Source organism: Polynucleobacter sp. JS-Polo-80-F4 (genome assembly GCF_018881965.1).
In the GTDB taxonomy this organism is placed as follows: Bacteria; Pseudomonadota; Gammaproteobacteria; order Burkholderiales; family Burkholderiaceae; genus Polynucleobacter.
Genome location: NZ_JACVPI010000001.1, coordinates 1,469,756 through 1,482,267 on the forward strand (window position 1 = coordinate 1,469,756; position 12,512 = coordinate 1,482,267).

A 12,512-nucleotide genomic window follows, 5' to 3' on the forward strand; every position below is an offset into this window, starting at 1 on the left:
AAATAGATAAATTACCTCATTCATGTCCAAGCCGTTTCCCTCCCTTTCTGATCTAAAGCAGCCGCAACAGTGGGCGATTACGCCCAATGCTGGCGCGCTTGCCCAATTGGCAAAAGGGATCTGGGATTGTGCAGTGCAAACCAATCGGCGCCCCCTGGTGGTGCTGAGTACAGCGGGACCATTAATCGGGGTGAGAGCGGCTTTGGAGCAAAACCGACCAAAAGATCTGCCAAGCAATATCGCATTTTTACCTCAGGTAATCAGTTTTACGGATTGGTTAGAAGCTGCGCCTGGTGCATGGAAGTTCCCAAAGAAGCAAACGGATTTAGAGAGATGGTTATCCGTGTTTGTGAATTTACGCAAACACAAAACTTTGCAAACGTGGTTCAAAGCAGAAAGTGAAGCAGGGGCTTGGGGATTGGCACAGGCTGTTATTGACGCATGTGACTCATTATCTGAAGTCGTGGTTCCGCAATTACAAGGCGAGCTCAATGAATTGCTACAGACCCATTCATTTGATGTCGATATTTGGCTTAAAAAAGTAGAGCTCGTTTTAGATCAGGCTATTGCAAAAGCATATGTAGGTCTCTCACGCAATATTGTGGATGAAGAGTCAGCGGTCCTATTAACTTTCTGGCGCTATCTCACTGGCGTAGGCGATCCTATTATTCGCAAGCATTTGGCGATGGCTGCGCATATGCATCTTGCAAAGACAAATGCAAAAAATGATCGCAGCATGACGCGTCCATTTATCTGGGTGCAAACTGCAGACCCCAAACCTATTGATCAAGAATTAATTGATCAATACCTCATTGATTACGCTCAGTTCGCGCCAGTGCTGCGCGTAGACTTAGATTGGGAATCAGTCGCATTATGGCCGGAGGCGCTTTGTGGGCTTGATTCAAATGGTCATATAGCTCACGCCAATCCCGCAGAAGAATCTCAAGTGATTCACAATATTCAGATGAATCAACGCGAGGGCTGGCGTCTATTGGCCGCAAGGCGTTTTGAAGAATTGGCTTGGACTGCCACTAAATCTATAGAGTCCCATCTTATTGCCGGCAAGAAAAATATAGCCTTGGTTGCGCAAGATCGTTTGGCGGCCCGTAGGGCGCGAGCATTGCTTAGTCGCCTGGGTAGTTCGCTTCGTATTCGTGACGAAACAGGTTGGAAGCTTTCTACTACCAGAGCAGCAGCAGCTTTTGATAGTTGGCTTGAAGTTATTCGCGCTCCCAAAGAAGGGCCCAGCGCCAGCACTTTGCTGGAGTTTTTACAGAATCCTTATATTGATCTTGCCCACTGCCTTGATAAACCAGCGGAGTTATGTATCGGGCTAGTTGCTCAGCTTGAAGATATATTGATTGCTAGTCAAGCGAAGTCAGGCTGGGAAACTTTCATCATGGCTATTGAGCGGGCGAACAAGCACGCAGCAGCTAACGGCGGATCTCCTAACGAGCATTTAATTGATCTGATTAAGTTCATTAGGCGTTTGCATGCTTTCTGGCAGCAACTATCGGTAGATAGCACTAGCGCTTATGGGCTTTTGCAAAAAAATCTTATAGAAACAGGGATGGCAGGGCGCTTAGAGAAGGATGCTGCAGGCAAACAACTCTTAGAAGTGCTGAAGACTTTTGATCTTGGTGCTGGCGTCTATAAAGATGTCAAGATGCGCCTACCAGAATGGTTGAGCCTATTAAAAACCGTTATTGAAGAAGCGACCTATGAAGAAGCTGGTAAAGAGGCGCAGGCAACACTCAGTATTTTGCCGCTTAGCTCTACGCGCTTACGTCAGTTTGATGCGGTAGTGTTTGTTGGATGCGATGAGCAACAGCTCCCCGCATTCTCAGAACCGCCATTATTTTTCTCGGACACGCTAAATCGTTACCTCAAGTCCTCCACGATTGATGCTCAATACGTACAGCAGGCTAGAGATCTCTCCCAATTGCTAGTGTCTTGTAAGCACGTTGATCTGCTATGGCAAAGCAAAAGTAAGAGCGGCGAGCCTCTTAGACCATCGGCTTGGATTTTGCGACTGCAAATTCAATTAAAAGACTGGCGGGCAATTGATGTAAAGCCAGAAGTCTATGAGGGTCAATCACAGCCAATACAGATGTCAGTGAGCACCCCAGATAAAGATTTAGCTATTCCCGTAACGGTATCGCCCAGTGCTTATAAGGCTTTGCGAGATTGCCCTTATCGGTATTACGTGAGTAGCTTATTGGGTTTGCGTAAGGCAAAGGAATTCGAAGAAGGTTTTGATGCCTCCTTAGCAGGCCAGACATTACATGCCCTTCTCAAAACTTTTTTCCAAGCCCTCAAGACTGAGGAAGGAAAGCCCCATTCTCCAGTTCATCGAGGTGCCGAAGTACGTCGCCAGTGGATGATTGATCACCTTATGAAGTGTTCAGAACAAGAGTTCGAGCGCCTAATTGCTGGTGATGCAAGAGTGCTAGGGACCTTGAGAGATTGGCAGAAGCAGATCCCTAGCTTCATTGATTGGCAGTTGCACAGAGAAAACGAAGGTTGGCGTTATCACGATGCTGAGTTGACTGTTGGCTTTAGATTGAGCTTGAGTGATCCCGATGGTTTGGAGCATGAGATTCAGATTGCTGGGCGCGCTGACCGATTTGATATTCATCAATCTGATGGCACAGCAGCTGCAGTGATTGATTACAAGAATCAAAAGAGAAAAAAGATCGTGGATCGCGCCGAGAATATTTTGGATGATCCACAGCTTTTAATCTATGCTCGCGCAGCCAATGAAAATGCCATCGCCGCCCGCCTCCCAGGGCGTAGGATAGATCAGGCTGAGTGGGTGACACTCAAAGCAGATCTTGATAAGGCTGAGGATAAAAGTATTCGAGTTCATGCAGTGGAAGATATGCCAAATATGATGGAGCAATTTTCCGAGCAGATTGTGAATGATTTAAGTGAGCTTTGGGCGCGTAAGCCCATGCAAGCATTTGCACCTGATAGCGTTTGCCAATATTGCGAAGCTAGGGGCATTTGTAGAAAGGGGATGTGGTGAGCGAAGAGTTCAATTACCCCTTAGCTTGCAATCCTGAAAGATCGGTCATAGTTTCTGCTTGCGCGGGTAGTGGCAAAACCTGGTTATTGGTAGCTCGCATGATTAGGTTATTGCTGGCAGGTGCTAAGCCTCAGGAAATCTTGGCGCTGACTTTTACGCGTAAGGCTGCACAAGAAATGCGTGACCGTCTCTACGGCTTGCTCGAAGCGTTTTCAACGGCCGATGATGCAACGCTCATACGTGAACTAGAAATTAGGGGGCTAGCAAAAGAAGAGGCAGTGCAGTTGCTGCCTCAGGCCAGGGCTTTGTATATCAAGGTCTTATCGAGCCCACAGGCTATTGTGATTGATACTTTCCACGGCTGGTTTGGACGTTTGCTCGGCGCCGCGCCTGTATCAGCAGAGATTCAACCGGGCTTTAATCTGCGAGAGGATGCAAAGCGCCTGCAAGAAGAATGCATGGAAGATTGGTGGGGCAATCTACCTGAAGATTTAAAAAAACACTATGACGTATTACTGGCCGAGTTTGGTGCAAGTGAAACCCAAAAGTTTTTGATGGGTAACTACAGTCTCTTTAAGCAAAGGGGTGCATGGACATTCTTTCGTGAGGCCTGTGTCTCTAAAAACATCAAGCCAATTGATTATTTAGATAGGGTTTTGCCGTGCCTGAAACAGAAAAATCCACTAGAGGTATTTTGGGCGCGCCCTGAAACCCAAGAAAATCTTAAAACGCTCCATAAGTGTTTTGACAATGGCACACCAACACAAAAAGAGAAAGCCCCTTTTCTTGAGGAGGTGATAGCGCATCATGCAGCAGGCGGATCAGTGATGGATATTTCTGAGAAATTCCAATCCTATTTTCTGACTCAGTCCCGCAACCCCTTGGCAGATATTGCCAAAACTTCTGCTCCTATACTCAAATATCTCGAAAAATCGGGCGGTGATCCTAGGCAAATTACAGGCATTCGGAATGGTTGGGTACAGGCCTACCAGTCTTTTTTTGCTTGGCAAGGCGAGCACCTGATTCATGATCTTAATGAGGCTTGGCTGGCTATGAGTGAGGCAATGCTAAGTCATATGGAAAAAGCCAAAGAATCTATGCGAGTGCGTGACTTTGATGATCTGGAAATTGGCGTAAGTCAGCTGATGTCAAGCTCTGTCAATGCTTCTTATTTGCAAGCCCGTATAGATGCCAAGTACAAACATATCCTCATTGATGAGTTTCAGGACACCAATCCATTGCAATGGCAAATCTTGCGCGCATGGTTAGATGGTTATGGCGATGATAGTTCGATGCCAAGCGTCTTTATTGTGGGTGATCCTAAGCAATCGATTTATCGTTTCCGCCGCGCTGACCCAAGGCTCTTTGATAGCGCTAGAGAGTTCTTGGTTAACAAACTCAATGCCGCAGCTTTGTCTCAAAATAAAACCCGTCGAAATGCGCCAACAATTAATGATGCGGTTAATCAGCTGTTCTTGGCAGGTCATTTGCCAGAGAGTTATCAATACACCCGGCAAACAACTGCGTGGAAGCCTTTGCAGGAGGGCTTGCCAGTAGAGCTTTATGCATCCGAGGGTGAGGCCTATTTATTGCCACTAATTGAACGAGTAGAAAGTGAGCAGCCAGAGCGATGCGGTACAGCGTTAGATGCGGCGATTAAGGACTCCAATCAAACAAGCGATGTCCAGCAGCGCTATGAAGAGGGCAGGCAAATCAGTCGCTTAATTCATCACGTCATGGCAACGCGCCAAGTGATGGATAACAAAGAGGGTAAAGAGAATTGGCGTCCAGCAAGGGCGAGTGATTTCATCTTATTAGTCAAGCGGCGTAAATATTTGCCGCAGTTTGAGAGAGCTTTACGTGAAGCAGGGCTTGCATATGACAGCACCCGCCTAGGTGGCCTCCTAAATACTTTAGAAATTGACGACTTAATTGCATTGCTGACCGTCCTAGTTTCCCCGAGACACGATTTGCCATTAGCTCAAGTATTGCGTAGTCCAATCTTTGCTTTTACTGAGGCGCAGATGCAGGAGCTTAGTAAGAGCATTGGCAGTAGTGGACAAGGTTATCGCTCTTGGTGGGATGCATTGCAGGATAGTCAGAGTCCAGATATTCAGAGGGCCGCGCGTTACTTAGAGCATTGGCGTAGTCTAGGCGAGGCGCTACCGGTGCATGACTTACTGGATTTGATTTACCACGAGAGTAATTTGCGGGTGAATTATGCTGTTGCCGCGCAGAATCTTGCGCGAGCACAAGTCTTAGCAAACCTGGATGCATTTTTAGAACTCGCCTTAAATCAAGATGGCGGTCGCTATCCAAGCTTAAGTCGCTTCATCGATGACATGAATGCAATGCGTCGTGGCGAAGATGATGAGACACCCGATGAAGGTGATGTTGAGGCAGAGGCTGAGGCTACTGAAGATATTGGTGAAGTGGATGAGTCGGGCGAAATGTCGGATGAAGATAGGCATAAGCGTGTACGCTTAATGACTATTCATGGCGCCAAAGGATTGGAGTCGCCTTTTGTCATTGTGCTTGATGCTAATAATACGGAGTGGCGTGCGCCACATCGCGGCGTCCTATTGGACTGGTCTCCAGACCAGGCTAGCCCAACCCATCTTTCCCTGTATACAAAGAAGACTCTTACGGGTGAGCGCAATACTATTTTCGATAAAGAGAATGAAGTTAGCCAGAATGAAAATTGGAACTTGCTCTACGTTGCTATGACTAGAGCTAAACAGGGTCTATGGATGAGCGGCGCAGCTAGCAGTAGTAAGACGGGTATCAATGAGCGCTCATGGTTCGGTAGGGCACTGGCTGCAGGTATTCCGGTAGCAGATATCAGCGCCCTTGTGGATACCTCTACGCAACAAGCTAATATCAAACTTGAGTTAGGAAGTATCCCATTCAAAATAGATCACTTCAATATTGCATGGGATCAGGCTACGGCGCATCACCAAGAAAATCTTTCTAAGATCGAAAGTGGGGCACTAGCGCAAGAGCTCGCAGAAAAGTCTTTGGAGCAAGAACAAGAAGAGCTTGATCCAGAAATTTTAGAGGAAGGCACCAACTTCCATAAATTACTAGAATTCTTAACAACGGATTCCAATAATCCAACTAAGTCTGCAATGCCAAGTGAGCAAGAGCTCATGAATTGGCTCGGTCTGGAGCAGGAGCATGCGAAAACATTACTTGCTCGTGCCAAGACAGTGCTAGAAGCTGCAGATCTCAAGCCTTACCTCACTTCAGGTGAATGGCTTCAGGCATGGAATGAGTTAGATATTGCTAGTGAGGAGGGTAAAAGCTACCGCATGGACCGCTTAGTTGAGTTTGATGATCACTTGGCAATACTGGATTACAAACTCACCATCCCGCATTCGGGTAGTGAGAAGTATGAAAAGTATCGCAAGCAGTTACAGGGCTATCAGGCTGAGTTAACCCGCATTAGAAAAGACAAGCCGAATAAAGCATATTTGATCTCGTCTAAAGGTGAAATAGTGGAGGTGAAGTAAGCTATTAAGCAGCAACCTTAAATTTGTTGGTCAATATGGTTCCTTTGCTCAACTTCTTTTCAACAGTCGATATTGATTTGGATTCTCTTTTCACCTCACCAAGCACTTGATTGATAAAAGTTTGCCAGCCTTCACCTTTAGATTTATAAAAATCTAAAATATCTTTATCAATTCTTAGGGTAACCTGCTCTTTGGCTCCGCTACCTAAGGGCCTCCCTCTGCCCCGAACCACTCGGTGTTTAATTTCACTCCACTCTTCTTCTGTGATGGGCAGGTTGTCAGGATCGGATAGAGCTGCCTTGGTAATTGCAGCATCCTCTTCAGCACTCGGTCTAATTAGTTTTTTCTTCATAAAAATTTACCTCACGGGAATTTGCTTTTCTTAGGCTAATAATTCTGATTTCATTTTTTGATTCAACATAAACCACGCAATACACGCGTTGATTATTTGGAATCAGGGCAATGCGCCTTTCTTCACCATAATCTTTTCTTTGGTCAACCCAGCTATAGGCGGCACTCCAATCAAGCAGCTTTGCATCTGAGAGGGGAAGACCATGTTTTTCAATGTTTGAGTCATTTTTTGCCGAATCATAAATAAATTTCATCGGAAATATTGTAGTTACGTTAAATCATAACATCAATGAATTAATATAACTACAAAAATTAAGGGGATTCCAATAAGAACCTGCTTTTAAGGGGTATTAAGCGCTATCATTTAGGTATGGAACGCTTCCCCATCATCATCGAGCTAGTAGAAACTGTGCAGCCTTGGTTTTACCGAGCCAGCATTTATCTATCCAATGCTTTTCTGGATGATCCTGCGATTCTGGCATTTGCTTTTTGCTAAAACAGAAAGTAAGCGCCCAATAAAAAACCACCGATGCGGTGGTTTTTTATTTGAGACTAAAGAAAAAATCAAAGTAGAGGGCTTAAACCTTATTTAATCATTCCTGCATTCTTGGCATCATCCATGGCTTGAGCCGTTTTCTCTTTCATGAATGCTGGCATTTTTGCCAAAGGTACATCCACAATGACAAAGCCAGCATCTTCCAGCTTCTTCTTGGTTTCAGGATCAGCATTAAGTTGCGCAAAGTAATCAGACATCTTTTGTTGCAATACCAATGGTGTTGCTTTTGGCACCGCTACACCACGGTAAGCGCCGTCTACCCAGTTCAGGCCTAACTCTTTAAAAGTGGGCACGTCTGGTAGAGCGGGATTGCGTTTCTCAGTGGCGATTGCCAGGGTGCGTACCTTGCCTTTTTGCTGAATGGCTAAAGGTAGATAGCCCATAGCGCCATCAACGTGCATTCCAATCAAGGCAGTGATTAAATCGCCTGTACCTTTAAAGGGTACGTAATTGATTTTGACGCCCGCTAATTTATTGAGTCGCTCCACTGCCATATGGTTGGCAGAGAATTGCGCTGAGCCAGCTAAAGACATCTTGCCTGGCTCTTTTTTGGCTGCTGCAATAAATTCTTGATAGGTCTTATAGGGGCTGTCGGCCGATACCATCAAAGCGTCCGGAGTGAAGTGGTAGTAGTAGATCGCATTAATGTCTTCGGTTTTGTACTGGATACCTTCTTGTAGTGGCTGCAAGATCGTATGCGGGATATTGACACCCACTACCGTTGCGCCATCGGCGGGATAGGTATTCATGGAGCTCCAAACTAATGCACCACCAGCACCAGCTCGATTCATCACCACCATCGGTTGCTTAAACTTCTTGGCGGAAATATCAGCCTGATAGCGCGCCACTAAATCTGATTCGCCAGCAGCGGGGAAGGGGATGATGTACTGAATGGTTCTGTCCGGGAAGGGTTGAGCATTTGCACCTGATAGCAATCCGAATGAAATCAAGCACGCACCCAGTAGGACACTTAAAGACTTAGGTAATTTCAATAGCTTCATTTGGAGATCTCCTCAATCACTGCATTAGTAACGTCACTCATCATGGCTGTACCGCCTAAATCGCGAGTATGTAACTTTGGATTGGCTGTCACTTTTTCAATAGCTGCCATTAGCTTTGCTCCTAGCGCTTTCTCACCGAGGAAGTCGAGCATCATCACCGCTGACCAGAAGGTGCCAATCGGATTGGCGAGTCCTTTACCCATGATGTCAAAGGCAGAACCATGAATCGGCTCAAACATCGAGGGATAGCGACGCTCTGGATCTAGGTTGGCAGTTGGTGCAATACCTAGGCTGCCAGCCAATGCGGCTGCTAAATCACTGAGCACGTCGGCGTGTAAATTGGTGGCGACGATCGTGTCTAGTGATTCTGGGCGATTGACCATGCGCGCAGTAGCAGCATCAACCAATTCTTTATCCCAAGTTACATCTGGAAAGTCTTTAGCAACGATATTGGCAATCTCATCCCACATCACCATGCCATGGCGCTGTGCGTTGGATTTAGTAATCACAGTGAGATGCTTGCGAGGGCGTGACTGCGCTAGCTTAAAGGCGAAGCGCTGTACGCGCTCAACGCCAACGCGGGTCATGATGCTCATATCGGAAGCTACTTCAATAGGGTGGCCTTGGTGGGCTCTGCCGCCTACACCAGAGTATTCGCCTTCGGAGTTCTCACGCACAATCACCCAATCGAGTTGATCGGGCTTGCAATTACGTAGTGGAGTTTCGATACCAGGAAGAATGCGAGTAGGGCGTACGTTCGCATACTGATCAAAGCCTTGGCAGATTTTGAGGCGCAAGCCCCACAAAGTAATGTGATCCGGAATCTTGGGATCACCAGCTGAGCCGAACAAGATAGCGTCTTTAGAGCGCAAAGGCTCAAGACCATCTTCAGGCATCATGATGCCGTGCTTACGGTAGTAATCGCCACCCCAATCAAAGTGCTCGAATTGGAAAGCGACTTCAGGATGTTTTTTGCTTAAGGCATTCAATACCTTTTCGCATTCTGGGATAACTTCTTTACCAATGCCATCGCCCGGGACGGACGCGATCTTATACGTCTTCATGTGTCTCCTACTGTTCTTTTTATATGAGCTACTGAATCACTTCCGCAGTAGCTTCTAGGCCCATTATGCAATTCCTTAGGGGTCAATATGAGTAGGGTGAACTCGGGGTTTATGACTAGGGAGGGGTAGAAAAAAGAGGGGGCAGGAGGGGCTGATGGCCCCAAAACAACAAAAATAAGGCCATTTTTGCGGTTTTTACATATACTGTATAAACATACAGTATATTAATGACTATGACGCAAGTAATGAACCCCGCAAAAGTAACCCTGAGCCAAGCACCACAAGCCTTGGCAGGCCATTTTGCCGCTTATGAGCTCAAGCTCCTCAGTCATCGGATGTCAGCGGGATTCCCTAGTCCAGCGGCAGATTACGCCGAAGACGGCCTCGATCTGAATCATTACCTCGTCCAAAACAAGCCAGCTACCTTCATGTTCACTGTGAAGGGGGATTCGATGCTGGGTGCCGGAATTTGTGATGGCGACAAGGTCGTTGTTGATAAAGCGCTTAAGCCAAAACATAAAGACATCGTTGTGGCCGTTGTTGATAGCGAGTACACCATCAAGCGTCTTTATCAGTTGCGTGGCCGTATTGAGCTTCAACCAGAAAATCCCAACTATCAACCCATTACCTTTAATGAAGGCAGCGAGCTACAAATCTGGGGTGTAGTTGTCGGGGTAGTGCGTAAGTACAGTAATGCTAGCGGTCGGAATGGGAAGTGAGATGAACTCGAATTCACAAACCACCTCAACTCCACTCTTCGCGCTCGTAGACGTAAACAACTTCTATGTTTCTTGTGAGCGCGTATTTCAGCCAAAGTTAGAAGAGGTACCGATGGTGGTGCTTTCCAACAACGACGGATGTGCCGTAGCGCGTAGTGCTGAAGTCAAAGCGCTTGGTGTGAAGATGGGAACACCTTGGTTTCAGATGAAAGACTTGGCTAAGAAGCACGGCATTCAGGCTTATTCATCCAATTACACCTTGTATGGCGATATGAGTAGCCGCGTGGTCCAGGTGCTCAGAGAGTTCACACCAAACCTAGAGGTTTACAGCATCGACGAGAGCTTTTTGCAAATCGAGACTGTCCTCAAGCAATACCAAGACACTATTGAATTGGGTCAAAAGATCAAGCAGCAGGTTAAAGATACTACTGGCCTGCCAGTATGCGTGGGCATTGGCGCTAGCAAGACCTTAGCCAAACTAGCCAATCATTTGGCTAAGAAGCACAAGCAGTTCGTTGGCGTGTGTGATGTGAATGCTATGGCAAAAGAAGAGCTCTATCAGTGGATGAGCGAGACTGAAGTGGGCGAGGTTTGGGGTGTTGGTAAACAAATCGCCAAGAAACTCAAAGCCCAAAATATTCAGAGCGTATTTGATCTCTTACAAGCTTCACCACAAGCCATGCGTCAACAGTTTGGTGTAGTGATGGAGCGCCTCTGTTATGAGTTACGTGGCACATCTTGTTTACAACTAGAGGAAGTAGCGCCAGCCAAACAGCAAATCATCGCCTCACGTAGTTTTGGTAAGTTAGTTACCAGTCAAGTAGAGCTCGCTGAATCCGTTGCCACCCATGTGGCGCGCGCTGCTGAAAAACTCAGAACGCAAAACGGTACTACGGGCGCGCTCACGGTATTTATCCAAACCAATCCGTTTAAGCAAAACGAACCACAGCATCACCAGAGTGTCACGATTCCACTGGCAGACCCAACAGATAACACACTGACCTTAACCAATGCAGCGCTAGCGGGTCTCAAACAGATCTATCAAGCCAACTTCCGTTACAAGAAGGCGGGCGTCATCCTCAATCTGATTAGCGATAAGCCAACAGCTCAGCAATCCTTGTTTGAGGATATTGAGACCAGAGGTAAATCAGCGCATCTCATGAAAGCAGTGGACGAGATCAATACCCGCTTTGGAAATGCAGTGATCAGATCCGCGGCAGCAGGAACTAACGGCACTAAGGGAGAGTGGCAGATGAGATCAAACAATCGATCACCGAACTACACCACCAAGTGGGATGAGTTGCCGGTAGCGAGATAAAGAATTTAGCAATAAACCAATTAACTAGTAAATAGCACGTAATAACCCATAAAGGAGAAACAAATGAACACAATCAGCAACTTGATGAATAACTTTAACGGCATCTCATTGGCGGTGATCATGATCCTGTCTTACTGTGCAGTGCTGAAAAATACCAAGCGTAATGAAAATGAAACAAAGCAGGTATTTAATCGTCGTTATCAGTAAATAAACAATAAATAAAAAACAAGCAGTAGGCCTGGAAGGGGAATAAGGAAATCACGGATTCCTTATTCCCTTATTCTTTTTAGGCGGCCTTTAGTTCAAGCTTAATTCTCTTTCCCAGGGCAGTCGCTGCACTGGCTAGTGTAGTTAATGTAAGGCTGGTATCGCTTTCATCAAGCAAGCGATTTAAAGCTGCGCGACTAGTATGCATTTTCTTAGCCATAGAGGTCTTGGTAATTTGTTGTTTCTCCATTTCACGCTCAATTTGCCAGGCTATGACACGTTTTACTGCTACGGCAGTTGAGTGCTCAAGGAGGGATTCTTCTTTTAAGAATTCGTCAAAATTGCTACCAATATGCTTTTTCTTCATACAGATCTCCTTAACTGCTTTACTCTAATTTTTGCTAAATCTAAATCTTGCTTGGGTGTCTTTTGCTGTTTCTTCATAAATCCATGAATTAATATCATTGTGCTGTTCTCTAATACAAAAAGAATTCTCGCAATACCACCACTGAGTCTGCAGCGAATCTCCCAAATTTCGCCATCAATGTGTCTGACAAGGGGCATCCCAAGAGGCCAGCCAAATTGAACAGTTTTAATATCTTCACCTATGCGCTTTTTATCCTTAACAGTCTGCAATTGAAGCCAACTTCTAACGGGCTCATTATTTGTTTCTGTTTTAAAAAAGCACACGTCTAATATGGGGGTCTTCATCCATATAGCGTACCAATAATGATACACTTATTGCATCAGAAATTA

12 protein-coding genes are annotated in these 12,512 nt (G+C 46.0%); 6 read left to right on the forward strand and 6 right to left on the reverse strand.

Translation table 11 applies throughout. The annotated features are described in order from the left end of the window. Nucleotides 1-22 precede the first annotated feature (22 nt). Entirely contained in the window at nucleotides 23-3,028 is a 3,006-nt protein-coding gene (locus tag ICN20_RS07625; RefSeq protein WP_216239261.1) for a PD-(D/E)XK nuclease family protein, read from the forward strand. Next, nucleotides 3,025-6,540: a UvrD-helicase domain-containing protein gene (locus ICN20_RS10340; RefSeq protein WP_370624536.1), complete on the forward strand. Its 3,516-nt coding sequence runs from the start codon at nucleotides 3,025-3,027 to the stop codon at nucleotides 6,538-6,540. Before ICN20_RS07625 ends, ICN20_RS10340 begins: the two co-directional genes overlap by 4 nt. Before the next feature lie 4 nt (nucleotides 6,541-6,544). On the opposite strand, the gene ICN20_RS07635 is transcribed toward ICN20_RS10340, so the two are convergent. Both ICN20_RS07635 and ICN20_RS07640 read right to left on the reverse strand, forming a co-directional pair. After that, nucleotides 6,545-6,892 (reverse strand): BrnA antitoxin family protein, encoded by a 348-nt coding sequence (locus ICN20_RS07635; protein WP_216239265.1) that lies wholly within the window; start codon nucleotides 6,890-6,892, stop codon nucleotides 6,545-6,547. Beyond that, nucleotides 6,873-7,145, reverse strand: a complete 273-nt coding sequence (locus ICN20_RS07640) for a BrnT family toxin (protein WP_216239267.1) — start codon at nucleotides 7,143-7,145, stop codon at nucleotides 6,873-6,875. Before ICN20_RS07640 ends, ICN20_RS07635 begins: the two co-directional genes overlap by 20 nt. A gap of 116 nt (nucleotides 7,146-7,261) precedes the next feature. Between ICN20_RS07640 and ICN20_RS10295 the strand changes: the two genes are divergently transcribed. Next, nucleotides 7,262-7,387: a hypothetical protein gene (locus ICN20_RS10295; protein WP_255534690.1), complete on the forward strand. Its 126-nt coding sequence runs from the start codon at nucleotides 7,262-7,264 to the stop codon at nucleotides 7,385-7,387. Nucleotides 7,388-7,476: 89 nt separating this feature from the next. Here the strand turns inward: ICN20_RS10295 and ICN20_RS07645 are convergent, their stop codons facing one another. Together ICN20_RS07645 and ICN20_RS07650 are read right to left on the reverse strand one after the other, a co-directional pair. Next, on the reverse strand, nucleotides 7,477-8,448 hold the full coding sequence (locus ICN20_RS07645) for a tripartite tricarboxylate transporter substrate binding protein (RefSeq protein WP_216239269.1): 972 nt from the start codon (nucleotides 8,446-8,448) through the stop codon (nucleotides 7,477-7,479). After that, complete coding sequence (locus tag ICN20_RS07650) at nucleotides 8,445-9,512, reverse strand: tartrate dehydrogenase (RefSeq protein ID WP_216239270.1); 1,068 nt, start codon at nucleotides 9,510-9,512, stop codon at nucleotides 8,445-8,447. Before ICN20_RS07650 ends, ICN20_RS07645 begins: the two co-directional genes overlap by 4 nt. Before the next feature lie 227 nt (nucleotides 9,513-9,739). On the opposite strand from ICN20_RS07650, the gene ICN20_RS07655 reads away from it, so the two are divergent. The 3 genes from ICN20_RS07655 (at nucleotide 9,740) to ICN20_RS07665 (ending at nucleotide 11,756) form a co-directional block, all read left to right on the forward strand. After that, nucleotides 9,740-10,231, forward strand: coding sequence for a LexA family transcriptional regulator (locus ICN20_RS07655; protein ID WP_215359798.1), 492 nt, complete (start codon nucleotides 9,740-9,742; stop codon nucleotides 10,229-10,231). Nucleotide 10,232: 1 nt separating this feature from the next. Then, entirely contained in the window at nucleotides 10,233-11,549 is a 1,317-nt protein-coding gene (locus ICN20_RS07660) for a Y-family DNA polymerase (RefSeq protein ID WP_216239271.1), read from the forward strand. A gap of 63 nt (nucleotides 11,550-11,612) precedes the next feature. Beyond that, a complete protein-coding gene (locus tag ICN20_RS07665) occupies nucleotides 11,613-11,756 on the forward strand; it encodes a hypothetical protein (protein ID WP_216239272.1) in 144 nt (47 codons plus the stop codon). 79 nt (nucleotides 11,757-11,835) lie between these two features. On the opposite strand, the gene ICN20_RS07670 is transcribed toward ICN20_RS07665, so the two are convergent. After that, nucleotides 11,836-12,123, reverse strand: coding sequence for a helix-turn-helix domain-containing protein (locus tag ICN20_RS07670; RefSeq protein ID WP_216239274.1), 288 nt, complete (start codon nucleotides 12,121-12,123; stop codon nucleotides 11,836-11,838). Next, nucleotides 12,120-12,467 (reverse strand): type II toxin-antitoxin system RelE/ParE family toxin, encoded by a 348-nt coding sequence (locus ICN20_RS07675; RefSeq protein WP_216239276.1) that lies wholly within the window; start codon nucleotides 12,465-12,467, stop codon nucleotides 12,120-12,122. Before ICN20_RS07675 ends, ICN20_RS07670 begins: the two co-directional genes overlap by 4 nt. Nucleotides 12,468-12,512 lie beyond the last annotated feature (45 nt).